Source organism: Pseudomonas sp. BJa5 (assembly GCF_030272875.2).
Classification (GTDB): Bacteria; Pseudomonadota; Gammaproteobacteria; order Pseudomonadales; family Pseudomonadaceae; genus Aquipseudomonas.
This window is the reverse complement of record NZ_JALRNG020000028.1, coordinates 61,074-83,028: the sequence shown is the minus strand read 5'-3', so window position 1 is coordinate 83,028 and position 21,955 is coordinate 61,074. Positions and strand designations below refer to the sequence as shown.

The window sequence follows — 21,955 nt, the reverse complement described above, 5'->3', positions numbered from 1 at the left end:
GCCCGGGGCGCGGGGTTGGGGCGGGTCGCGGCTGGGTTTAGGGGTGGGGGGGCCCCCCCCCCCCCTCCCGGCGGGGGCTCCCCCCACGATGAGGCCCTCAAGGCTACTTGACCGGCCCCAGATTCGCCTCGCTCATATCCAGCTCCCCCAGCACCTGGCGCACCACGTCATCGCCGACCTTGTGATGACGGTGCAGCTTGTACAGCTCCAGCCGCTGCGCCCGCAGCGCCCGCAGGCGCAACCGCCGCTCCAGCTGGTCCATCTGCTCGGCCAGGGCCTGGGCTTCGGCACTGTCATTGAAATTGTCCAGCTGATGCCGGTATTCGGCCATCAGGCGCGCCTTGAGCTCCGCCGCCAGGGCCGCCTGGGTCGCATCCTGGGGTACGCCAGGTTCGGCCAGGTCTTCGGCTTCAAGGGCGTGGATCGCCGCTTCTGCCGTTTGCCGCCAGGCCTCCTTGGCCTCCTGGCGCACCGCGTCGTCCGGGCTCTTGGCCACCCCGCGCAGCAACAACGGCAGGGCAATGCAGGCCGACACCAGCGACAGCAGAATCACCCCGGCAGCGATGAAGATCAGCAGGTCACGCTCGGGGAAGGCCTTGCCGGCACTGATCAGCAACGGCACCGACATCACACCCGCCAGGGTCACCGCCCCGCGCACCCCGCCCACCGTCAGCAACCAGGCCGAACGGGCATTGGGCAACAACACCAGGTCTTCCTTGCCGCGCCAGCGGCGGATCACGCCGATCAGCCGCCAGACGCTCTGCACCCAGACGAAACGCAGTACCAGCAGCACCACAAAGATCGCCAGCACATCCAGGCAGCGCCACGCCAGGGTCGGCCACAGCGAGGCTTCGTGACTGGTGACCGCCTTGATGATGTCGGGCAGTTGCAGCCCCAGCAGCAGGAAAATCAGGCCGTTGAAGCTGAACTCCAGCAGCGACCAGACACTGCGGTTGAGCAGGCGTGTGCTGGTCTGGCGCGGCAGCAGGTCGAGCCAGCTCTGCATCATGCCGGCGGCCACCGCCGAAAGAATGCCCGAGGCGCCCAGGCGCTCGGCCAGTACATAGGCGGCAAAGGGCAGCACCAGCATGAACACCACGTGGGTGGCCGGATCATCCCAGCCGCGGGCAATCATCCAGGCCCGCAGGCGCCCCACCAGCCAGCTCAGGGCGACACCGATGGCCAGCCCGCCCACTGCCACCAGCACGAAGGTCAGGCTGGCCTCGCCCAGGGAAAACACCCCGGTGATGGCCGCCACCAGGGCGAACTTGAAGGTCACCAGGCCCGAGGCATCGTTCATCAGCGCCTCGCCCTGGAGCATGTGCATCAAGGGCGTCGGCAAGCGGTCCTGGGTAATGGCCGAAACGGCCACGGCGTCGGTTGGCGACAGCACGGCGGCCAGGGCAAAGGCCACCGGCAGCGGAATGCTCGGCAGGATCCAGTGAATGAAATAACCGGCACCGACCACGGTGAACAGCACCAAGCCCACGGCCAGGGTCAGGATCGGGCCACGTAGCCGCCAGAGGTCGCGCTTGGGCATGCGCCAGCCGTCGGCGAACAGCAACGGCGGCAGGAACAGAAAGAGAAACAATTCCGGGTCCAGGGCCACGTGCAGCCCCAGGGTCGGCCAGGCCAGCAAGGCCCCCGCGCCGATCTGAACCAGCGGCAGCGGCAGCGGGATGACCCGACCGACGAGTTTGGAGACACTCACCAGCATCAGCAGGATGAGAACGGTGTAGGCTGATTGCATGCGGCGTGTTCCTGTTCAATTCAAACGCAGTCAATGGCATGACGATCAGCCAGGCCAGGCTCTGCCATTGAACCGACATAGTAGCCGCTCACGCTGTGGGCGCACCGCTGCACAAAAGTCGCAGAGGCCGCCGAAACGTGTAACACAATGCTACAAAGACCCCGACCAAAGCCAACCCAACCCGGCTGACCGTGGCATAATCCTTCACCATTTTTTCCCAGGAGGGGCAAGACATGACCAAACGCGACACGCCATTGCACCTTTATGGAATCAAGGCCTGCGACACCATGAAGAAAGCCCGTACCTGGCTGGAAGACCAAGGCCTGGGCTACGACTTTCACGACTACAAGACCCAAGGCATCGACCGTGCCAGCCTGACCCGCTGGTGCGACGAGCATGGTTGGGAAACCGTCCTCAACCGTGCCGGCACTACCTTCCGCAAGCTCGAAGACGCCCAGAAGGCCGATCTCGACCAGGCCAGGGCCATCGAACTGATGCTGGCCCAACCGTCGATGATCAAGCGCCCGGTGCTCGACCTCGGCGAGCGGACGTTGGTCGGCTTCAAGCCCGACCTGTACGCAGCCGCCTTTCAATAACGCGGCGCCACGCTTTCATTCAAATTCGCAAGAGGTAACTGCATGTCCACTACCCTGTTCAGCCTGGCCTTCGGCGTCGGCACCCAGAACCGTCAAGGCGCCTGGCTGGAAGTCTTCTACGCGCAACCCTTGATCAACCCGAGCGCCGAACTGGTCGCCGCCGTTGCCCCGGTACTGGGTTACCAAGGTGGCAACCAGGCCATCGCCTTCACCAACGCCCAGGCCGCGCAACTGGCCGAAGCCGTCAAGGGCATCGACGCTGCCCAGGCTGCCCTGCTGACCCGCCTGGCCGAAAGCAGCAAGCCGCTGGTCGCTACCCTGCTGGCCGAAGACGCCGCACTGACCTCGACCCCGGAAGCCTACCTCAAGCTGCACCTGCTCTCGCACCGTCTGGTCAAGCCTCACGGCCTGAGCCTGGCCGGCATCTTCCCGCTGCTGCCGAACGTGGCCTGGACCAGCCAGGGCGCCATCGACCTGGCCGAGCTTGCCGAGCAGCAACTGGAAGCGCGCCTGAAGGGCGAACTGCTGGAAGTGTTTTCGGTGGACAAGTTCCCGAAAATGACCGACTACGTCGTGCCGGCCGGCGTGCGTATCGCCGACAGTGCCCGTGTGCGCCTGGGTGCCTACATCGGCGAAGGCACCACCATCATGCACGAAGGCTTCGTCAACTTTAACGCCGGCACCGAAGGCCCGGGCATGATCGAAGGCCGCGTATCGGCTGGCGTATTCGTCGGCAAGGGTTCGGACCTGGGTGGCGGCTGCTCGACCATGGGCACCCTGTCCGGTGGCGGCAACATCGTCATCAAGGTCGGCGAAGGCTGCCTGATCGGCGCCAACGCCGGTATCGGCATTCCGCTGGGCGATCGCAACACCGTCGAAGCCGGCCTGTACATCACTGCCGGTACCAAGGTGAACCTGCTGGACGAGAACAACCAGCTGGTCAAAGTGGTCAAGGCCCGCGACCTGGCCGGCCAGACCGACCTGCTGTTCCGTCGCAACTCGCTGAACGGCGCCGTGGAGTGCAAGACCCACAAGTCGGCCATCGAGCTGAACGAAGCACTGCACGCCCACAACTAAGTGGTACCATCGGGTCTGGCCAACGCCAGGCCCGATACCCAGGTCCGATCATCATGTTCCAGCCCTCCCCGTGGCGAGCCGACTTCCCGGCCATCGCCGCCCTGCAACGCCAGCACCAGACCTACCTGGACAGCGCTGCCACCACGCAAAAACCGCAAATCCTGCTCGATACCCTGAGCCACTATTACAGTCATGGTGCCGCCAATGTGCACCGTGCCCAGCACCTTCCCGGCGCCCTGGCCACCCAGGCCTTCGAACGCAGCCGCGAAAAGGTCGCCGCCTGGCTCAACGCCAGCGACACCCAGCAGATCGTTTTCACCCATGGCGCGACCTCGGCCCTGAACCTGTTGGCCTATGGCCTTGAAGGGCTGTTCGAAGCCGGCGACGAGATCGCCGTCAGCGCCCTGGAGCACCACGCCAACCTGCTGCCCTGGCAACAGCTGGCCCGGCGTCGCGGGCTCAAGCTGGTAATACTGCCGCTGGACAGCCGCGGCCTGATCGATCTTGAGCTCGCCCTGCAACTGATCGGCCCGCGCACCCGCCTGCTGGCCGTGAGCCAGTTGTCCAACGTGCTCGGCGCCTGGCAACCCCTGGCGCCGCTGCTGGCCCACGCCCATGCCCAGGGCTGCCTGACCGTGGTCGACGGCGCCCAGGGCGTGGTCCATGGCCGCCAGGACATGCAGCAACTGGGCTGCGACTTCTATGTGTTCTCCAGCCACAAGCTCTACGGCCCCGACGGGGTCGGCGTGCTCTATGGCCGTACCGAGGCCCTTGCGCGCCTGCGCCACTGGCAATTCGGCGGCGAGATGGTGCAGATGGCCGATTACCATGACGCCAGCTTTCGCTCCGCCCCCCTGGGCTTCGAGGCCGGTACCCCGCCCATCGCCGGGGTGATCGGCCTGGGCGCCAGCCTCGACTACCTGGCCGGGCTCGATGCACAGGCGGTCGCCGAGCACGAAGCCGCCTTGCACCGCCACCTGATGCGCGGCTTGAGCGATCGCGAAGGCATCCGCCTGCTCGGACAACCGAACCTGGCGCTTGCCAGTTTCGTGGTCGAGGGCGTGCACAACGCCGACCTGGCCCACCTGCTCACCGAGCAGGGCATTGCCGTGCGCGCCGGTCATCATTGCGCCATGCCGCTGCTCAACAGCCTCGGTCTGGACGGTGCCATCCGGGTTTCCCTGGGGCTGTACAACGATGCCGATGACCTGCAGCGCTTCTTCGAGGCGCTGGATCAGAGCCTGGAGCTGCTGCGATGAGCCTGAGTGCCAGTGCACAGGATGCGCTCGCCAGCTTCGAACAGGCCGCCGGCTGGGAACAGCGCGCCCGCTTGCTGATGCAATGGGGCGAACGCCTGGAGCCGCTGGGCGATGGGGAAAAATCCGAAGCCAACCGCGTGCATGGCTGCGAAAGCCAAGTCTGGCTGGTGGCCGAGCAGCTCGACGGCCAGTGGCGCTTCAAGGGCGCCAGCGATGCGCGCATCATTCGTGGCCTGCTGGCCCTGCTGCTGATTCGGGTTGAAGGCCTGTCCAGCGTGGAACTCGCGCAACTGGACCTGCCCGGCTGGTTCAATCAGCTGGGCCTGGGTCGCCAGCTTTCTCCCTCGCGCAGCAACGGCCTGAACGCCGTGCTGCAACGCATGGCTCAGCTCGCCGCTGGCGCCTGAGCCTTGCGCTCGGACGGACGGCGCACACCGGCCACGAGTTTTTCCACCGCCTTGCTGGCGGCGACCATGCCGAAGGTCGCCGTCACCATCATCACTGCGCCAAAGCCGCCCGAGCAGTCGAGCTTGACGCCCTCGCCAACAAAACTCTTTTGCAGGCAGACACTGCCATCACCCTTGGGGTAACGCAGCTGCTCGGTGGAGAACACGCAGGGCACGCTGTAGTTACGCGAGACATTGCGGGAGAAGTTGTAGTCGCGCCGCAGGGTCGAACGCACCCGCGAGGCCAGCGGGTCGTTGAAGGTCTTGTTCAGGTCGGCCACCTGGATCTGGGTCGGGTCGATCTGCCCGCCGGCACCACCGGTGGTGATGATGGTCATCTTGCGGCGCCGGCACCAGCCGATCAGGGCGGCCTTGGCCATGACACTGTCGATGCAGTCGATCACGCAGTCGATGTCCTCGCCGATGTACTCGGGCAAGGTCTCCTTGGTGACGAAATCGACCACCGCGTGCACCGTGCAGGCCGGGTTGATCGCCCGCAGGCGCTCGGCCATGACCTCGACCTTGGGGCGACCGACGTTGCCTTCCATTGCATGCAACTGGCGGTTGGTATTGCTGACGCAGACGTCATCCAGGTCGAACAGGGAGATTTCACCCACGCCGCTACGGGCCATGGCCTCGGCCGCCCAGGAGCCCACGCCACCAATGCCGACGATGGCCACATGGGCCTCGCGCAGGCGCTGCAAGCCGCTGTCACCGTACAACCGGGCAACACCGGCAAAGCGTGGATCATCTGTACTCATGGCCATACCCCGAAAAAACCGGCGCGCATTATAGGCTGCTTGCCGCGCGATGGCATCCTGCTTCGGACCGCTCGCCTGCGTAGGAATTAGTAAAAGCCGGCGTAATCCTGTTTTAATGGTCCCGGCAATCCCAAGTCCTGGACGACAACTGCACGGGCCTCAGAACTTCATCACGTGAAGTCAATCTAACCTGTTGCGCCGCCCTTTTCCTACACAGAATAGGCGGTCAAAGCGCAGGATCCGCGCCCTGTGGCGCTTGCCCGTTCCACCCTTCGGAACCCGAACTATCTATGTCATCGCGTAAATTTGGTATCAACCTGGTGATAGTCATGGCCATTGCCGCGCTATTCACCGGGTTCTGGGCGCTGATCAACCGCCCGGTTTCCGCCCCCGACTGGCCGGAGCAGATTTCCGGCTTTTCCTATTCGCCGTTCCGCCTCGGAGAAAGCCCGCAAAAAGGCCAGTATCCCAGCGAGGATGAACTGCGCCAGGACCTCGAACAGCTGAGCAAGCTCACTGACAGCATCCGCATCTACACGGTCGAAGGCACCCAGGCCGAGATTCCGCGCCTGGCCGAGGAATTCGGCCTGCGGGTGACCCTCGGGGTGTGGATCAGCCCGGACCTGGAGCGCAACGAGCGGGAAATCCAGAAAGCCATCGAACTGGCCAACAGTTCGCGCAGTGTCGTGCGGGTCATGATCGGCAACGAGGCCCTGTTCCGCAAAGAAATCACCCCCGAAGCGCTGATCCAGTACCTGGACCGGGTGCGTGCCGCGGTCAAGGTGCCGGTGACCACCAGCGAACAGTGGCACATCTGGAAGGAACACCCCGAGCTTGCCAAGCACGTCGACCTGGTAGCGGCGCACATCCTGCCCTACTGGGAGTTCATCCCGATGAAGGACGCCGGCCAGTTCGTGCTGGACCGCGCCCGCGACCTCAAGCAACTGTTCCCGCGCAAGCCGCTGCTGCTGTCCGAGGTCGGCTGGCCGAGCAACGGCCGCATGCGCGGCGGCGCCGAAGCCACCCAGGCGGACCAGGCCATCTACCTGCGAACCCTGGTCAACAAACTCAACCGCCAGGGCTACAACTACTTCGTCATCGAAGCCTATGACCAGCCGTGGAAAGCCAGCGACGAAGGCTCGGTGGGCGCCTACTGGGGCGTGTTCAACGCGGCCCGCCAGCAGAAATTCAACTTCGAAGGGCCGGTGGTGGCCATTCCGCAATGGCGTGTGCTGGCGGTAGGCTCGGTGGTGCTGGCGATGCTTTCGCTGACCCTGCTGCTGATCGACGGCTCGGCGCTGCGCCAGCGCGGTCGTACCTTCCTGACCTTCATTGCCTTCCTGTGCGGTTCGGTGCTGGTGTGGATCGGCTACGACTACAGCCAGCAATACAGCACCTGGTTCAGCCTGACGGTGGGCTTGCTGCTGGCACTCGGTGCCCTCGGGGTGTTCATCGTGCTGCTGACCGAAGCCCATGAACTGGCCGAGGCGGTGTGGATCCACAAGCGCCGCCGCGAGTTCCTGCCGGTGCAGGCCGACAGCGCCTATCGACCGAAGGTGTCGGTGCATGTGCCGTGCTACAACGAGCCGCCGGAGATGGTCAAACAGACCCTCAATGCCCTGGCCGCCCTGGATTATCCGGACTACGAAGTCCTGATCATCGACAACAACACCAAGGACCCCGCCGTCTGGGAGCCGATCAAGGCCCACTGCGAAATGCTCGGCGAGCGCTTCAAGTTCTTCCACGTCTCGCCCCTGGCCGGCTTCAAGGGTGGCGCGCTGAACTACCTGATCCCGCACACGGCCAAGGACGCCGAAGTGATCGCGGTGATCGACTCGGACTACTGCGTGGACCGCAACTGGCTCAAGCACATGGTGCCGCACTTCGCCGACCCGAAGATCGCCGTGGTGCAATCGCCCCAGGACTACCGCGACCAGCACGAAAGCACCTTCAAGAAGCTGTGCTACAGCGAATACAAGGGCTTCTTCCATATCGGCATGGTCACCCGCAACGACCGCGACGCGATCATCCAGCACGGCACCATGACCATGACCCGTCGCTCGGTGCTCGAGGAGCTGGGCTGGGCCGACTGGTGCATCTGTGAAGACGCCGAGCTGGGCCTGCGCGTGTTCGAGAAAGGCTATTCGGCCGCCTACTCCCACGAAAGCTATGGCAAGGGCCTGATGCCCGACACCTTCATCGACTTCAAGAAGCAGCGCTTCCGCTGGGCCTACGGTGCTATCCAGATCATCAAGCGCCATGCCGCCAGCCTGCTGCGCGGCAAGGATTCGGAACTGACCCGCGGCCAGCGCTACCACTTCCTGGCCGGCTGGCTGCCGTGGATCGCCGATGGCATGAACATCTTCTTCACCGTCGGTGCCCTGCTCTGGTCGGCGGCGATGATCATCGTGCCGCAACGGGTCGACCCGCCGCTGCTGATCTTCGCCATCCCTCCCCTGGCCCTGTTCGTGTTCAAGGTCGGCAAGATTGTGTTCCTCTACCGCCGTGCGGTCGGGGTCAACCTCAAGGACGCCTTCGCCGCGGCCCTGGCGGGCCTGGCGCTGTCGCACACCATTGCCAAGGCGGTGCTGTACGGGTTCTTCACCAGCAGCATTCCGTTCTTCCGCACGCCTAAGAACGCCGACAGCCATGGCTTGCTGGTGGCGCTTTCCGAAGCCCGTGAAGAGCTGTTCATCATGTTGCTGCTATGGGGCGCGGCGGCCGGGATCTACCTGGTCCAGGGCCTGCCGAGCAACGACATGCGCTTCTGGGTGACCATGCTGCTGGTGCAGTCGCTGCCGTACCTGGCGGCGCTGATCATGGCGATGCTGTCGTCGCTGCCCAAGCCGGTGGACGCGCCCCAGCCTGCCCAGGCGTCCTGATACCGGCCGAACCACTGTAGGAGCGGGCTTGCCCCGCGATTGCGTCCTGGCAGGCACAGTGCATCGCGGGGCAAGCCCGCTCCTACAAAGACAGTTGCGCCCACAGGATTGGCTCACAGCCAGCCTGTGGGGGCCGCCGCTGACAAACGACACTGATCCGAAGTCCGGACGCCGGTCTTTTGCTATAAGATAACCCCCCTCGAATTCGTGCCCTGCCTTGCCCCCGGAGTTCCCCAATGACGGCCCCTGCCGACCTCTCGCCTACCCTTGAACTGGCCTGCGACCTGATTCGTCGCCCCTCGGTGACCCCGGTTGACGCCGATTGCCAGAAACAGATGATGCAGCGCCTGGGCGATGCCGGCTTCATGCTCGAGCCGATGCGTATCGAAGACGTCGACAACTTCTGGGCCACCCACGGCACCCAGGACGGCCCGGTGTTGTGCTTCGCCGGCCACACCGACGTGGTGCCCACCGGCCCCGTGCAGGCCTGGCAGAACGACCCGTTCGAAGCCCTGATCGATGCCGACGGCATGCTCTGCGGCCGCGGCGCCGCCGACATGAAAGGCAGCCTGGCAGCCATGGTGGTGGCCTGCGAGCGCTTCGTCGCCGACTACCCGAACCATCGCGGCAAGGTCGCTTTCCTGATCACCAGCGACGAAGAAGGCCCGGCGCACCACGGTACCAAGGCCGTGGTCGAACGCTTGGCTGCGCGCAAGGAGCGTCTGGACTGGTGCATCGTCGGTGAGCCGTCGAGCACCAGCCTGGTCGGCGACGTGGTCAAGAACGGCCGTCGTGGCTCGCTCGGCGCCAAACTGACCGTGCGCGGCGTGCAGGGCCATGTGGCCTATCCGCACCTGGCGAAGAACCCGATCCACCTGGCCGCACCGGCCCTGGCGGAGCTGGCAGCTGAGCACTGGGATGAAGGCAATGCCTTTTTCCCGCCGACCAGCTTCCAGATTTCCAACGTCAATTCCGGCACTGGCGCCACCAACGTGGTCCCGGGCGAGCTGACCGCGCTGTTCAACTTCCGCTTCTCCACCGAGTCGACCGTCGAAGGCCTGCAGCAGCGCGTCGCGGCGATCCTCGACAAGCACCAGCTGGACTGGCATGTGGACTGGGCGCTGTCGGGCCTGCCGTTCCTGACCGAGCCGGGCGACCTGCTCGACGCCGTGGCGGCCAGCATCAAGGCGGTCACCGGCCGCGAAACCACCCCGTCGACCAGCGGCGGCACCTCCGATGGCCGCTTCATCGCCACCCTGGGTACCCAGGTGGTCGAGCTGGGCCCGGTCAACGCCACCATCCACCAGGTCAACGAGCGGATCCTGGCCAGCGATCTCGATGTCCTGACCGAGATCTATTACCAGACCCTGACCCGGTTGCTTGCCTGATGCTCACCTGCCCCATTTGCAGCGCCACACTGAGCGCGGTCGACAACGGCGTGGCCTGCCCCGCCGGCCACCGTTTCGACCGCGCCCGCCAGGGTTACCTGAACCTGTTGCCGGTGCAGCACAAGAACAGCCGTGACCCGGGCGACAACCAGGCCATGGTCGAGGCTCGCCGCGACTTCCTCAATGCCGGTCACTACGCCCCCGTTGCCCGGCGCCTGGCCGAACTTGCCGCCGAGCGCGCCCCGGCGCGCTGGCTCGACATCGGCTGTGGCGAGGGCTACTACACGGCGCAGATCGCCCAGGCGCTGCCCCAGGCCGACGGCTACGCCCTGGACATCTCCCGCGAAGCGGTCAAGCGTGCCTGCAAGCGCGATCCGGCGGTGACCTGGCTGGTGGCGAGCATGGCCCGGGTGCCCCTGGCCGATGCCAGCTGCCAGTTCCTGGCCAGCGTGTTCAGCCCCCTCGACTGGCAGGAGGCCCTGCGCCTGCTGGCGCCCGGCGGCGGCCTGATGCGTGTCGGCCCGACCAGCGAGCACCTGATCGAATTGCGCCAGAAGCTCTACGACGAAGTGCGCGACTACGCCGACGACAAGCACCTGGCCCTGGTGCCTGCCGGCATGCAGCATGCCCACAGCGAAACCCTGAAATTCCGCCTGAGCCTTGTCGATGGCAAGTCGCGCGCCGACCTGCTGGCCATGACCCCCCATGGCTGGCGCGCCAGCGCGGAAAAACGCGCCCGCGTCATCGAGCAAGCCGAACCGTTCGAGGTCACGGTATCGATGCGTTACGATTATTTCGTGCGCCAAGACTGAGCACACCCGGAGCCCCCCATGCGCCAACCCGATATCGAGATTTACCTCAAAGACGCCGACGTCACTCACAAACAGATTGCCGAGTGGCTTGGCCAGGCCCTGGGCCCTTGCAGCGAATGGCAACAGAAAGGCCAGACCTGGAAGTGCAAGGCCGGTAACATTCCAGTTACCTGGTTACCGAAGGCTGTAGGTAAATGGAACAGTCTTTACCTGGAGAGCGACCAGACGCCCTGGGCGGATGACATCGCTTGCGCCCGCGCCGCGTTCGCCGCGCTGAACGTCGAAGTGCGCTGTGCACCGGGCAGCTGGGTCGAGGAAGAAGGTGAAGAGGATGCCGATCGCTGGATCCGCATCAGTGCCGACGGTGAAGAGGAAATCACCTGGCGGACAAGCTGACCGACCTGGATCAGGCTGCAAGCTACAAGTTACAAACCTGGCACGGCCGGCTTGCAGCTTGTAGCTTCAAACATGCGATCTAAAGCGCTTACAGCCCGATTACGTCTTCTGCCTGCAGGCCTTTCTGGCCCTGCGTCAGGCTGTATTCGACCTGCTGGCCTTCGATCAGGGTGCGATGCCCCTCACCCCGAATGGCACGGTAGTGAACGAACACGTCCGCACCACCCTCACGCTGGATGAAGCCATAACCTTTGGCGTCGTTGAACCACTTAACACTTCCAGTCTCACGAGACGACATCTGAACTACTCCGGATTTTTATTTTGGAATCGCCTTGCATGCAGAGGGGTCACCACCCTCTGCCGACGCAGCTTGCAGAAATCTCCTGCAAGCTGCGGACCGAGTATATGCCACACTTAAATTATTTTTCATGACCGTGGCGCTTTTTGCTGAACTTGCGCAGATACGGCACACTTGCCGACTGAGCAATTACTCGAAAACTCCCTGCAGAGCACACACCGTATGACCCGTTCCCCCCTGCGCCGCCTGATCTTTGGCGCCCTGCGTCGCCTGTTGTACCTGTGGGTTCGCTCCGAGACCATCAACCAGTCATCCTTCACCCTGAACCTGGACCGCAGCCGCCCGGTGTTCTACGCCCTGCAATCGCCCTCACTGACAGACCTGGCGGTGCTCGACCGCGAGTGCACCAAAGCCGGGCTGCCGCGCCCGATCCTGCCGGTGGCGGTCGGCACGCTGCAGGAGCCGGCCGCCTTCTTCTACCTGACCCCTGACCCGGACTGGCTCGGCCGCCAGGACAAGCGCGGCGCACCGCCCACCCTCGCCCGCCTGGTCAATGCCATCAGCCAGCATGCCGAGGAAGACGCACAGATCATTCCGGTCAGTGTGTTCTGGGGCCAGTCGCCAGCCAGCGAGTCCAGCCCGTGGAAGCTGCTGTTCGCCGACAGCTGGGCGGTCACCGGTCGCTTGCGCCGCTTGCTCACCGTACTGATCCTGGGGCGCAAGACCCGCGTGCAGTTCTCCGCGCCCATTCACCTGCGCGAACTGGTCCAGCACAACAAGGGCCACGAACGTACCGTGCGCATGGCCCAGCGCCTACTGCGGGTGCACTTTCGCAACCTCAAGACCGCGGTCATCGGCCCGGACATCTCGCACCGGCGCAACCTGGTCAAGGGCCTGGTCCACGACCCGCTGGTACGCCAGGCCATTGCCGATGAGGCCGAACGCGAGAACATCCCGCTGGCCAAGGCCGAGGCCCAGGCCCTGCGCTACGGCAACGAGATCGCCTCGGACTACACCTACACCGCCATCCGCTTCATGGAAGTGGTACTGAGCTGGTTCTGGAACAAGATCTACGACGGCATCAAGGTCAACAACATCGAGCAGGTGCAGGGCATCGCCCCGGGCCATGAGGTGATCTATGTGCCCTGCCACCGCAGCCATATGGATTACCTGCTGCTGTCCTACCTGTTGTTCCGCAACGGCCTGACCCCGCCGCACATCGCCGCCGGGATCAATCTCAACATGCCTGTAATCGGCGGCCTGCTGCGCCGTGGCGGCGCCTTCTTCATGCGCCGCACCTTCAAGGGCAACCCGCTGTACACCGCGGTGTTCAATGAGTACCTGCATACCCTGTTCACCAAGGGCTTTCCGGTGGAGTACTTCGTCGAGGGCGGCCGTTCGCGCACCGGGCGCATGTTGCAGCCGAAAACCGGCATGCTGGCCATCACCCTGCGCAGCTACCTGCGCTCCTCGCGCACGCCGATCGTCTTCGTTCCGGTGTATATCGGCTACGAACGTGTGCTCGAAGGTCGCACCTACCTGGGCGAACTGCGCGGTGCCAGCAAGAAGAAAGAGTCGATCTTCGACATCTTCAAGGTGCTGGGCGCCCTCAAGCAGCGCTTCGGCCAGGTGGCGGTGAACTTCGGCGAGCCGATTCGCCTGGGCGCCTTCCTCGACCAGCAGCAACCTGGTTGGCGCGAACAGACCCACGCACCACAGTTCCGCCCGGCCTGGCTCAACGAGACGACCTCGCGCCTGGGTGAAAAAGTCGCCCGCCACATGAACGAAGCGGCGGCGATCAACCCGGTCAACCTGGTGGCCCTGGCGCTGTTGTCCACCAGCCGCCTGGCCCTGGACGAGCGCGCCCTGGCGCGGGTGCTGGACCTGTACCTGGCACTGCTGCGCCAGGTGCCCTACTCGCCGCACACCACCTTGCCCGAGGGCGACGGCCTGGCGCTGATCAAGCACGTCGGGGGCATGGACCTGCTGGCCGAACAGAGCGACGCACTGGGCAGGATCCTCTACCTGGACGAACAGAACGCGGTACTGATGACCTACTACCGCAACAACGTCCTGCACATCTTTGCCCTGCCGGCGCTGCTGGCGAGCTTCTTCCTCAGCAGTTCGCGGATGAGCCGCGAGATGATCCTGCAGTACACCCGGGCGCTGTACCCCTACCTGCAGTCGGAGCTGTTCATTCGCTGGGAGCTCGACACCCTGGACGCGGTCATCGACCAGTGGCTGCAAGCCTTCATCGACCAGGGCCTGCTGCGTTTCGAGAACGGCGTGTACCTGCGCCCGGCGCCCAGTTCACGGCAGTTCGTGCTGCTGACCCTGCTGGCCCGGGCGATCACCCAGACCCTGCAACGCTTCTACATGGCCACCGCCCTGCTGCTCAACAGCGGCCAGCACAGCCTCAGCGCCGAAGAACTGGAAGACCTGTGCGTGGTCATGGCCCAGCGCCTGTCGATCCTGCACGGGCTCAATGCCCCGGAATTCTTCGACAAGACCCTGTTCCGCCACTTCATCCAGACCCAGATCGAGCAGGGCGTGCTGCGTCCCGACAGCAACGGCAAGCTGGGCTACCACGAAAAACTCAGCGAACTGGCCGAAGGTGCGGCCAAGCGCGTACTGTCGGCGGAGGTGCGCCTGTCGATTCGCCAGGTTGCCTTGCAGCGAGAAGAACCGGCAGAAACCACTTCCCTCTGACTCAACGAATCCTCCGGCGATAGGGTGGTCCAGCCACACACTCACCCTATCCTGGAGATTCATCATGAACAACGAAATCACCCCCTGCCTTGAAGTCGAAGTCTTCTACCTCGAGCGTATGGCCCTGCCTGGCGAAGTGCTGGTCAGCGTCAATCTCGAGGACGTCTCCCGTCAGGATGTAGCTGCGCTGACCCTGGCCAGCCAGAGTCTGCGTACCGACAATGGCGTCCCCTTCACCTTCAAGTTGCGCTACGACCCCAGCGTGATCAAAGACAATCACGTCTACAGCGTTCGTGCTCGCATCGAGCATGAAGGACGGCTGATCTGGACCAGCACCAGTGCCCACACCGTTGACCTGAACAAGTTGCCTGGCAAACCGGTGCACCTGAGGATGGAACAGGTTTCCACCGATCGAGGGTGATTCCGGCAAGCAGTGGCCGTTTTGACTGATCTCCAGCGGAAAATCCGTTAAAGTTCAAGGAAGTCGATGAAACTGTCGACATCAATTGAATGGAGCTCCAATGAAGAAACTGCTGACGCTGTGCCTAGGCGCCCTGCTCACTGCTTGCTCAAGCACTACCCCTGCCCCCAAGGCCTCGCTCGACGGCGAGGTCTACTACTTGCAACGCATCGCCCTGCCGCCTGCCGCCACCTTGAGCGTCAGCCTGCAGGACGTTTCGCTGATGGACGCCCCCGCCGTTACCCTGGCCAGCCAGAACGGCCCGGTCAAAGGCCAGGTGCCACTGCCTTTCCACCTGAGCTACGACCCGGCCCAGATCAAGCCTGGCCACCGCTATGCGGTCAGCGCGCGGATCGAACTGGACGGCAAGCTGCTGTTCATCAACACCGAGCACCATGGCGTGCAACTGGATGGCAACGACCCGCAACCGCTGCGGATCAAGGTCGACGCCGTTCGCTGATTGCCCGTTCCAACCGCTGATAAGGATGCTGCCATGTTTCGCCCCGCTCTCACCTTCACCGGCCTGTGTGCCGGCCTGCTGCTCTCGGCCAGTGCCATGGCGCTGTCGCTCACCGACCTGACCCAGAAAGACGCCTCTACCGGCCTCAAGGACGCCCTGACCCAGGGTGCGCAGGTTGCCGTCAAACAACTGGGTACCCCGGGCGGCTTCAGCAGCAACCCCGATGTGCGCATCGAACTGCCGGGCAACCTGGGCAAGGCGGCCAAGACCATGAAGAAATTCGGCATGGGTGCCCAGGTCGAGCAACTGGAAGCCAGCATGAACCAGGCCGCCGAAGCCGCCGTGCCCCAGGCCCAGGCGCTGCTGGTCGATGCCGTGAAGAAAATGACCGTCGAAGACGCCAAGGGCATCTTGAGTGGCGGCACCGACTCGGCCACCCAGTACCTGGACAAGACCAGCCGCGAGCAGATCCGCGCCAAGTTCCTGCCGATCGTCAAGCAAGCCACCGATCAGGTCGGCCTGGCCCAGCAGTACAACAGCTTCGCCGGGCAAGCCGCGAGCCTGGGCGTGCTGGATGCCAAGAACGCCAATGTCGAAGGCTACGTGACCGAGCAGGCGCTCAACGGCCTGTTCGAGATGATTGCCAAGCAGGAAGAAAGCATTCGCCAGAACCCGGCGGCAGCGGCGACCAGCATGGCCAAGAAGGTGTTTGGCGTGCTGTAGTTCGAAAAGCATCGCGGGGCAAGCCCGCTCCTACAATACCGTAGGAGCGGGCTTGCCCCGCGATCAGCACTTCAGCCCTTCTTCACCCTGAACCACGCCGCATACAGCGCCGGCAGGAACAACAGCGTCAGTGCCGTCGCCACGATCAACCCGCCCATGATCGCCACCGCCATCGGCCCGAAGAACACGCTGCGCGACAGCGGGATCATCGCCAGCACCGCCGCCAGGGCGGTCAGCACGATCGGCCGGAAACGCCTGACCGTCGCCTCGATGATTGCCTGCCAGCGGTCAAGACCAGCAGCGATGTCCTGTTCGATCTGATCGACCAGGATCACCGAGTTGCGCATGATCATCCCCGACAGGGCAATGGTCCCGAGCATCGCGACAAAGCCGAACGGCTGGCGGAACACCAGCAGGAACAGAGTCACGCCGATCAACCCCAAGGGCGCGGTAAGGAACACCATCACCGTGCGCGAGAAGCTGCGCAGCTGCAGCATCAGCAAGGTCAGCACCACCACGATGAACAGCGGCACACCGGCGTTCACCGACTTCTGCCCGCGGGTGGAGTCTTCCACCGTGCCGCCCACTTCCAGCAGGTAGCCATCGGGCAGTTCGGCGCGAACCGGGTCCAGGGTCGGCAGGATCTGCTTGACCAGGGTGACCGGCTGCTCCTTGCCGTAGATATCGGCCCGTACCGTGACGTTAGGCAGGCGGTTGCGGTGCCAGATGATGCCTTCCTCGAAGCCGTACTCCAGGGTCGCCACCTGCGACAGGGCCACGCTGCGACCATTGTCGGTGGGCACCGCCAGGCTCGGCAGGTTGGCCAGCTCGGTGCGCTCCTGCTGGGTGCCGCGCAGGAGGATCTCGATCAGCTCGTTGTCTTCGCGGAACTGGCTGACCGAGGAGCCGGTCAGCGAACTCTGCAGGAATTTAGCCAGGTTGGCGGTGCTCACCCCCAGGGCGCGGGCGCGGTCCTGGTCGATGTTCAGGTAGACCACCTTGCTCGGCTCCTCCCAGTCCAGGTGCACGTTGACCACATGGGGGTTCTCGCGCACCTTGGCCGCCACCTTGCGCGCCAGGGCCCGCACTTGCTCGATGTGCTCGCCGGTGACGCGGAACTGCACCGGGTAGCCCACGGGCGGACCGTTCTCCAGGCGCGTGACCCGCGAGCGCAGGTCGGGGAACTGCTCGTCGAGGGTGCTGATCAACCAGCTGCGCAGGGCTTCGCGTTCTTCGATGGTCTTGGCCAGCACCACGAACTGGGCAAAGCTGGCCGCCGGCAGTTGCTGGTCCAGCGGCAGGTAGTAGCGTGGTGAACCGGTGCCGACATAGGCCACGTAGTTGTCGATCCCGGTGCGCTCCTTGAGCATCGCTTCCAGGCGCTTGACCTGTTCGGTGGTGTTGCTCAGCGACGCCCCCTCGGCCAGCTTCAGGTCGACCATCAGTTCCAGCCGCCCGGAGGCCGGGAAGAACTGCTGGGGCACGAAACGGAACAGCAGGATACTGCCGACGAACAGCGCGATGGTCGCCACGATCACCGTCTTGCGCTGCTCCACGCACCAGCCCACCAGGCGTCGTACCCGCTGGTAGAACGGCGTGCCGTAGGGGTCCGGGCCGCCGTCGGCGGTACCATGCTTGGCCGCATGCAGCTTGGCCAGGTCAGGCAGCAGGCGCTCGCCCAGGTAAGGGACAAAGACCACCGCGGCGACCCAGGAGGCCAGCAAGGCGATGGTCACCACCTGAAAGATCGAGCGGGTATATTCACCGGTGCCGGATTGCGCGGTAGCGATCGGCAGGAAGCCTGCCGCGGTGATCAGGGTGCCGGTGAGCATCGGGAATGCGGTGCTGGTCCAGGCATAGCTGGCGGCCTTGAGGCGGTCGAAGCCCTGCTCCATCTTGATCGCCATCATCTCGACGGCAATGATCGCATCATCCACCAGCAAGCCCAGGGCCAGTACCAGCGCGCCCAGGGAGATCTTGTGCAGGCCGATCCCCAGGTAGTACATGGTGGCGAAGGTCATCGCCAGCACCAGCGGGATGGCCAGGGCCACCACCAGACCGGTGCGCATCCCCAGGGAGAAGAAGCTCACCACCAGAACGATGGCCAGGGCCTCGACCAGCACCTGGACGAACTCGCCGACGCCGGTCTTCACCGCAGCCGGCTGGTCGGAGACCTTGCGCAACTCCATACCGGCCGGCAGGTTGTGGGCGATGCGGGCGAACTCGGTTTCCAGGGCCTTGCCCAGCACCAGGATATCGCCGCCGGGTTTCATCGACACGGCCAGGCCGATGGCGTTTTCGCCCATGAAGCGCATGCGCGGTGCGGGCGGGTCGTTGAAACCACGGCGCACCTGCGCCACATCGCCGATACGGAAAGTACGATCACCGACCCGGATCGGAAACTGTTCGATCTGCTCGACGGTATCGAAGCGCCCGCTCACCCGCAGTTGCAGGCGCTCGCTGGGGGTCTCGAAAAAGCCTGCGGTACTGACCGCGTTCTGCTCTTCCAGGGCCTGTTGCACGGCGGCCAGCGGCAGGCCGAGGGTGGCCAGCTTGAGGTTGGACAGCTCGATCCAGATCTTCTCGTCCTGCAGGCCCAGCAACTCGACCTTGCCCACGTCCTTGACCCGTTGCAGCTGGATCTGCACCCGGTCGGCATAGTCCTTGAGCACGGCATAGTCGAAACCTTCGCCGGTCAGCGCATAGATGTTGCCGAAGGTGGTGCCGAACTCGTCGTTGAAGAACGGCCCCTGGATCCCTGGCGGCAGGGTATGGCGGATATCGGCGACCTTCTTGCGGATCTGGTACCACAGCTCGGGGATATCGGCTGAATGCATGGAGTCGCGGGCCATGAAGGTGACCTGGGACTCGCCGGGGCGCGAGAAGGACACGATCTTCTCGTACTCGCCGGTCTCCATCAGCTTCTTTTCGATGCGCTCGGTGACCTGGCGCGAGACTTCCTCGGCGCTGGCCCCCGGCCAGTTGGTGCGGATCACCATGGCCTTGAAGGTGAATGGCGGGTCTTCGCTCTGCCCCAGCTTGGTGTAGGACAAGGCGCCGACCACCGCCAGAAGAATCATCAAAAACAGTACGATCTGCCGATTGCGCAGGGCCCAGGCGGAAAGGTTGAAACCCATCGGGACTTACTCCTTGGCCGCCAGATTCACCACACGATTGGAACGATCCACCGGACGTACCTGTTGCCCCTCCTGGAGCACATGTACGCCGGCCGCCACTACCCAGTCCGAGGCATTGAGGCCTTCGAGCACCGGAACACTGCTTTCGCCATAGGCGCCCACCCGCACCGGTACACGCTTGAGGGTGTTATTGGCGTCCACGCGCCAGACGTAGGTCTGGCCATTCTCCGCGGTCAGCGCCGACAGCGGCACCGACAGCGGCACCTGTTCGGCATGCTGGATATAGACTCGGGCGCTCTGGCCCAGCTCGGCCGGAACCTTGCCGGCGCTGAAGGCGATACGTGCGGCGAAGGTGCGCGAGCGTGGATCGGCCGATGGCGACAGCTCGCGGATACGACCAGTGAAACGTTCGTCCGGTTGTGACCAGAGCTCAACCGACACCGCCTGGCCGACCTTGAAGCGACCGAACTGCTGCTCCGGCAGGCCGATCAGCACTTCACGCTCGCCATCTGCGGCCAGGGTGAACACGGTCTGACCGGCGGACACCACTTGCCCCACTTCCACCTGGCGCTTGGCAATCACTCCGTCCTGGGAAGCCCGCAGCACCGCGTACTCGGCCTGGTTGCCGGCCACGTCGAACTCGGCGCGCACCTGCTTGAGCCGGGCCTGGCCGGCACGATAGAGGTTTTCGGCATTGTCGAACTGGGAGCGGCTGACCATCTGCCGGTCCATCAGGGTCTTGTAGCGATCGCGTTCGGCCTTGACCAGGCTCAGGTTGGCTTCGGCGGCGGCCAGTTGCGCGCGGCTGGCTTCCAGCTGCAGGCGCACGTCCTGCGGGTCCAGCTCGGCCAGCGGCTGCTCGGCCTTGACCCGCTGCCCTTCCTCGACCAGGCGCTTGCTGACCTTGCCACCGATGCGAAACGCCAGCTCCGGCTCGAAGCGCGCGCGCACCTCGCCCGGGTAGCTGTCGGCGGCGGCACTGGCCGGCTGCGGCTGCACCACCATGGCGGGGCGCAGGGACGTCTGCGGCGCACTCTCCTGCCCGCAGGCAGACAGCAGCGCGGCAAGAGCGATGGGCAGGGCGAGGGGCAAGGCATGGCGCAACATGATGAATGACCTTTCGCGAGTGACGCTTGGAATATTTATACTCGCGAGTATATTAAATCAGGGAACCACACCGGGGAAGCGTCGGCCCAAGAGAAAAAACGTATTAACACGTCTCCCTTATGTCGATAACTGCCAGCCCGGGCCGGGCCGGCGATGTACCATATGCACCTACTGGAACCTTTAAACGCCCCCATGCCCAACGATCTCACCGCTCCCGCCGGCCCTGGCCGGCCCAAAGACCTGGCCAAGCGCCAGGCCATTCTCGAGGCGGCCAAGCAGCTGTTTCTTACCCTTGGCTATGCCAGCACCAGCATGGATGCGGTCGCGACAGCGGCAGGTGTTTCAAAACTGACGGTCTACAGCCACTTCACCGACAAGGAGACGCTGTTCACCTCGGCGATCTCGGCCACCTGCACGGCGCAGCTGCCGGAGCTGATCTTCGAGCTGCCCGACAACGTGCCGCTGGAGCAGGTACTGTTCAACATCGGTTGTGGTTTTCAGGCATTGATCAGCAGCGACCAGTCCGTGCAGCTGACCCGCCTGATCATGACCCTGGGCGCCCAGGACCCCAAGCTCAGCCAGATTTTCTTCGAAGCCGGCCCGTTGCGGGTCCTGCGCGAGATGGAGGCGTTGCTGCAGCGGGTCGACCAGCGCAACCTGCTGCGTATCGAGCACCCCGACAGGGCGGCGGAACACTTCTTCTGCCTGCTCAAGGGCGCGCCGAACTACCGCCTGTTGCTCGGCTATGCCCCGGCCCTGGACGCCGATGCCGCCCAGGCCCATGTGCACGAAGTGGTGGAGATGTTCATGCGCGCGTATCGCCCCTGATCAGCCCTTGAGGGCTTTTTTCGGGTAGATGTCGTAGCGGCTCGACTTGCCTTCCAGGCTGTGGCTCGGCTTTGGCCCGTCGATGATCGGCGCCTTGCGCGGACGCTTGACCACCACCCGGTGGCTGGCCAGGGCCAGGGCGGCTTCGAGCAAGGCCGGCGCATCCAGATCGTCTCCCACCAACGGGCGGAACACGCGCATTTCCTTTTTCACCAGGGCGCTCTTGTCGCGGTGCGGGAACATCGGGTCGAGGTAGATCACCTGGGGCGGCTCGCCCTGCCAGCTGCGCATGCGCTCGATGGCATTGCCGGTCAGCAGCTGCATGCGTGCGACGATAGGACCGACCTCGGCATCGCTGGCGGCGCGGGCCAGGCCGTCCTGGAGCAGCGCGGCAACCAGCGGCTGGCGCTCGATCAGGGTCATCTGGCAGCCCAGGCTGGCCAGCACGAACGCATCCTTGCCCAGCCCGGCCGTGGCATCGAGCACCTGCGGGCGCACGCCCTGGGCGATGCCCACGGCCTTGGCGATCATCTGCCCGCTGCCGCCGCCATACACCCGCCGGTGCGCCGCCGCGCCCTCGACGAAGTCGACCCGCACAGGCCCGGGTGCCTGCGGCCCCAACTGCTGGATCTGCAGGCCATCGACGCCCACCTGCACGGCAAACCCGGCCGTGTCGTCTTCCAGAGGCAGGTCCAGGCGCCGTGCCCACTCTTCGGCTTGCGCCTGATACTCGGCCGTCAGCGCCTCGACCCGGATACCGCCGTCCGCCTGTTGCTCCACCTTCACATCCTGTACTCAAAAAAATTAAATGATCGTCGGCCGCGGCCGATATACGCAGTATTCGCTATTTTGCCAGACCGGGACGG

At 64.5% G+C, this 21,955-nt stretch carries 19 protein-coding genes; 13 read left to right on the top strand and 6 right to left on the bottom strand.

Annotated features, from left to right (window positions below):
• Window positions 1-103: 103 nt before the first annotated feature.
• A complete protein-coding gene (locus M2D63_RS16865; protein WP_285864084.1) occupies window positions 104-1,750 on the bottom strand; it encodes a Na+/H+ antiporter in 1,647 nt (548 codons plus the stop codon).
• A gap of 233 nt (window positions 1,751-1,983) precedes the next feature.
• On the opposite strand from M2D63_RS16865, the gene M2D63_RS16860 reads away from it, so the two are divergent.
• From M2D63_RS16860 to M2D63_RS16845, 4 genes are read left to right on the top strand one after another with little or no spacing between them, the layout of a single operon-like run.
• On the top strand, window positions 1,984-2,346 hold the full coding sequence (locus M2D63_RS16860; protein ID WP_285864083.1) for an ArsC family reductase: 363 nt from the start codon (window positions 1,984-1,986) through the stop codon (window positions 2,344-2,346).
• 42 nt (window positions 2,347-2,388) lie between these two features.
• Window positions 2,389-3,423 carry a 2,3,4,5-tetrahydropyridine-2,6-dicarboxylate N-succinyltransferase gene (gene dapD, locus M2D63_RS16855; protein WP_285864082.1) on the top strand — a complete coding sequence of 345 codons (1,035 nt, stop codon included), beginning with the start codon at window positions 2,389-2,391 and terminating at the stop codon, window positions 3,421-3,423.
• Between the two features lie 53 nt (window positions 3,424-3,476).
• Window positions 3,477-4,682 carry an aminotransferase class V-fold PLP-dependent enzyme gene (locus M2D63_RS16850; RefSeq protein ID WP_285864081.1) on the top strand — a complete coding sequence of 402 codons (1,206 nt, stop codon included), beginning with the start codon at window positions 3,477-3,479 and terminating at the stop codon, window positions 4,680-4,682.
• Window positions 4,679-5,089, top strand: coding sequence for a SufE family protein (locus tag M2D63_RS16845; RefSeq protein ID WP_285864080.1), 411 nt, complete (start codon window positions 4,679-4,681; stop codon window positions 5,087-5,089). The genes M2D63_RS16850 and M2D63_RS16845 overlap by 4 nt, the downstream gene beginning before the upstream one ends.
• Here the strand turns inward: M2D63_RS16845 and tcdA are convergent.
• A complete protein-coding gene (gene tcdA, locus M2D63_RS16840) occupies window positions 5,068-5,889 on the bottom strand; it encodes a tRNA cyclic N6-threonylcarbamoyladenosine(37) synthase TcdA (protein WP_285864079.1) in 822 nt (273 codons plus the stop codon). The two genes, M2D63_RS16845 and tcdA, sit on opposite strands and share 22 nt — an antisense overlap.
• Window positions 5,890-6,179: 290 nt before the next feature.
• On the opposite strand from tcdA, the gene M2D63_RS16835 reads away from it, so the two are divergent.
• The 4 genes from M2D63_RS16835 to M2D63_RS16820 all read left to right on the top strand — a co-directional run bounded on the left by M2D63_RS16835 (window position 6,180) and on the right by M2D63_RS16820 (window position 11,367).
• Window positions 6,180-8,771 (top strand): glycosyltransferase, encoded by a 2,592-nt coding sequence (locus tag M2D63_RS16835; protein WP_285864078.1) that lies wholly within the window; start codon window positions 6,180-6,182, stop codon window positions 8,769-8,771.
• Window positions 8,772-9,007: 236 nt separating this feature from the next.
• Window positions 9,008-10,159 carry a succinyl-diaminopimelate desuccinylase gene (gene dapE, locus M2D63_RS16830; RefSeq protein ID WP_285864077.1) on the top strand — a complete coding sequence of 384 codons (1,152 nt, stop codon included), beginning with the start codon at window positions 9,008-9,010 and terminating at the stop codon, window positions 10,157-10,159.
• Window positions 10,159-10,971: a putative RNA methyltransferase gene (locus tag M2D63_RS16825; protein WP_285864076.1), complete on the top strand. Its 813-nt coding sequence runs from the start codon at window positions 10,159-10,161 to the stop codon at window positions 10,969-10,971. Before dapE ends, M2D63_RS16825 begins: the two co-directional genes overlap by 1 nt.
• A gap of 18 nt (window positions 10,972-10,989) precedes the next feature.
• Complete coding sequence (locus tag M2D63_RS16820) at window positions 10,990-11,367, top strand: hypothetical protein (protein WP_285864075.1); 378 nt, start codon at window positions 10,990-10,992, stop codon at window positions 11,365-11,367.
• An 88-nt stretch (window positions 11,368-11,455) separates the two neighbouring features.
• Here M2D63_RS16820 and M2D63_RS16815 read toward each other — a convergent pair whose 3' ends face one another.
• Window positions 11,456-11,665, bottom strand: coding sequence for a cold-shock protein (locus M2D63_RS16815; RefSeq protein WP_028942973.1), 210 nt, complete (start codon window positions 11,663-11,665; stop codon window positions 11,456-11,458).
• A 222-nt stretch (window positions 11,666-11,887) separates the two neighbouring features.
• Here M2D63_RS16815 and plsB point away from each other — a divergent pair, with 222 nt between their 5' ends.
• The 4 genes from plsB (at window position 11,888) to M2D63_RS16795 (ending at window position 16,017) form a co-directional block, all read left to right on the top strand.
• Complete coding sequence (gene plsB / locus M2D63_RS16810) at window positions 11,888-14,374, top strand: glycerol-3-phosphate 1-O-acyltransferase PlsB (RefSeq protein WP_285864074.1); 2,487 nt, start codon at window positions 11,888-11,890, stop codon at window positions 14,372-14,374.
• Between the two features lie 64 nt (window positions 14,375-14,438).
• Window positions 14,439-14,795, top strand: a complete 357-nt coding sequence (locus M2D63_RS16805; RefSeq protein ID WP_285864073.1) for a YbaY family lipoprotein — start codon at window positions 14,439-14,441, stop codon at window positions 14,793-14,795.
• A 100-nt stretch (window positions 14,796-14,895) separates the two neighbouring features.
• Window positions 14,896-15,294 (top strand): YbaY family lipoprotein, encoded by a 399-nt coding sequence (locus tag M2D63_RS16800; protein WP_285864072.1) that lies wholly within the window; start codon window positions 14,896-14,898, stop codon window positions 15,292-15,294.
• Window positions 15,295-15,327: 33 nt separating this feature from the next.
• Window positions 15,328-16,017 carry a DUF4197 domain-containing protein gene (locus M2D63_RS16795; protein WP_285864071.1) on the top strand — a complete coding sequence of 230 codons (690 nt, stop codon included), beginning with the start codon at window positions 15,328-15,330 and terminating at the stop codon, window positions 16,015-16,017.
• A 71-nt stretch (window positions 16,018-16,088) separates the two neighbouring features.
• On the opposite strand, the gene M2D63_RS16790 is transcribed toward M2D63_RS16795, so the two are convergent.
• Window positions 16,089-19,154, bottom strand: coding sequence for an efflux RND transporter permease subunit (locus tag M2D63_RS16790; protein WP_285864070.1), 3,066 nt, complete (start codon window positions 19,152-19,154; stop codon window positions 16,089-16,091).
• Window positions 19,155-19,160: 6 nt separating this feature from the next.
• Entirely contained in the window at window positions 19,161-20,261 is a 1,101-nt protein-coding gene (locus M2D63_RS16785; protein WP_285864069.1) for an efflux RND transporter periplasmic adaptor subunit, read from the bottom strand.
• Between the two features lie 192 nt (window positions 20,262-20,453).
• Here M2D63_RS16785 and M2D63_RS16780 point away from each other — a divergent pair, with 192 nt between their 5' ends.
• Window positions 20,454-21,089 (top strand): TetR/AcrR family transcriptional regulator, encoded by a 636-nt coding sequence (locus M2D63_RS16780; protein ID WP_285864068.1) that lies wholly within the window; start codon window positions 20,454-20,456, stop codon window positions 21,087-21,089.
• Here M2D63_RS16780 and M2D63_RS16775 read toward each other — a convergent pair whose 3' ends face one another.
• A complete protein-coding gene (locus tag M2D63_RS16775) occupies window positions 21,090-21,869 on the bottom strand; it encodes a class I SAM-dependent methyltransferase (RefSeq protein ID WP_285864067.1) in 780 nt (259 codons plus the stop codon).
• Window positions 21,870-21,955 lie beyond the last annotated feature (86 nt).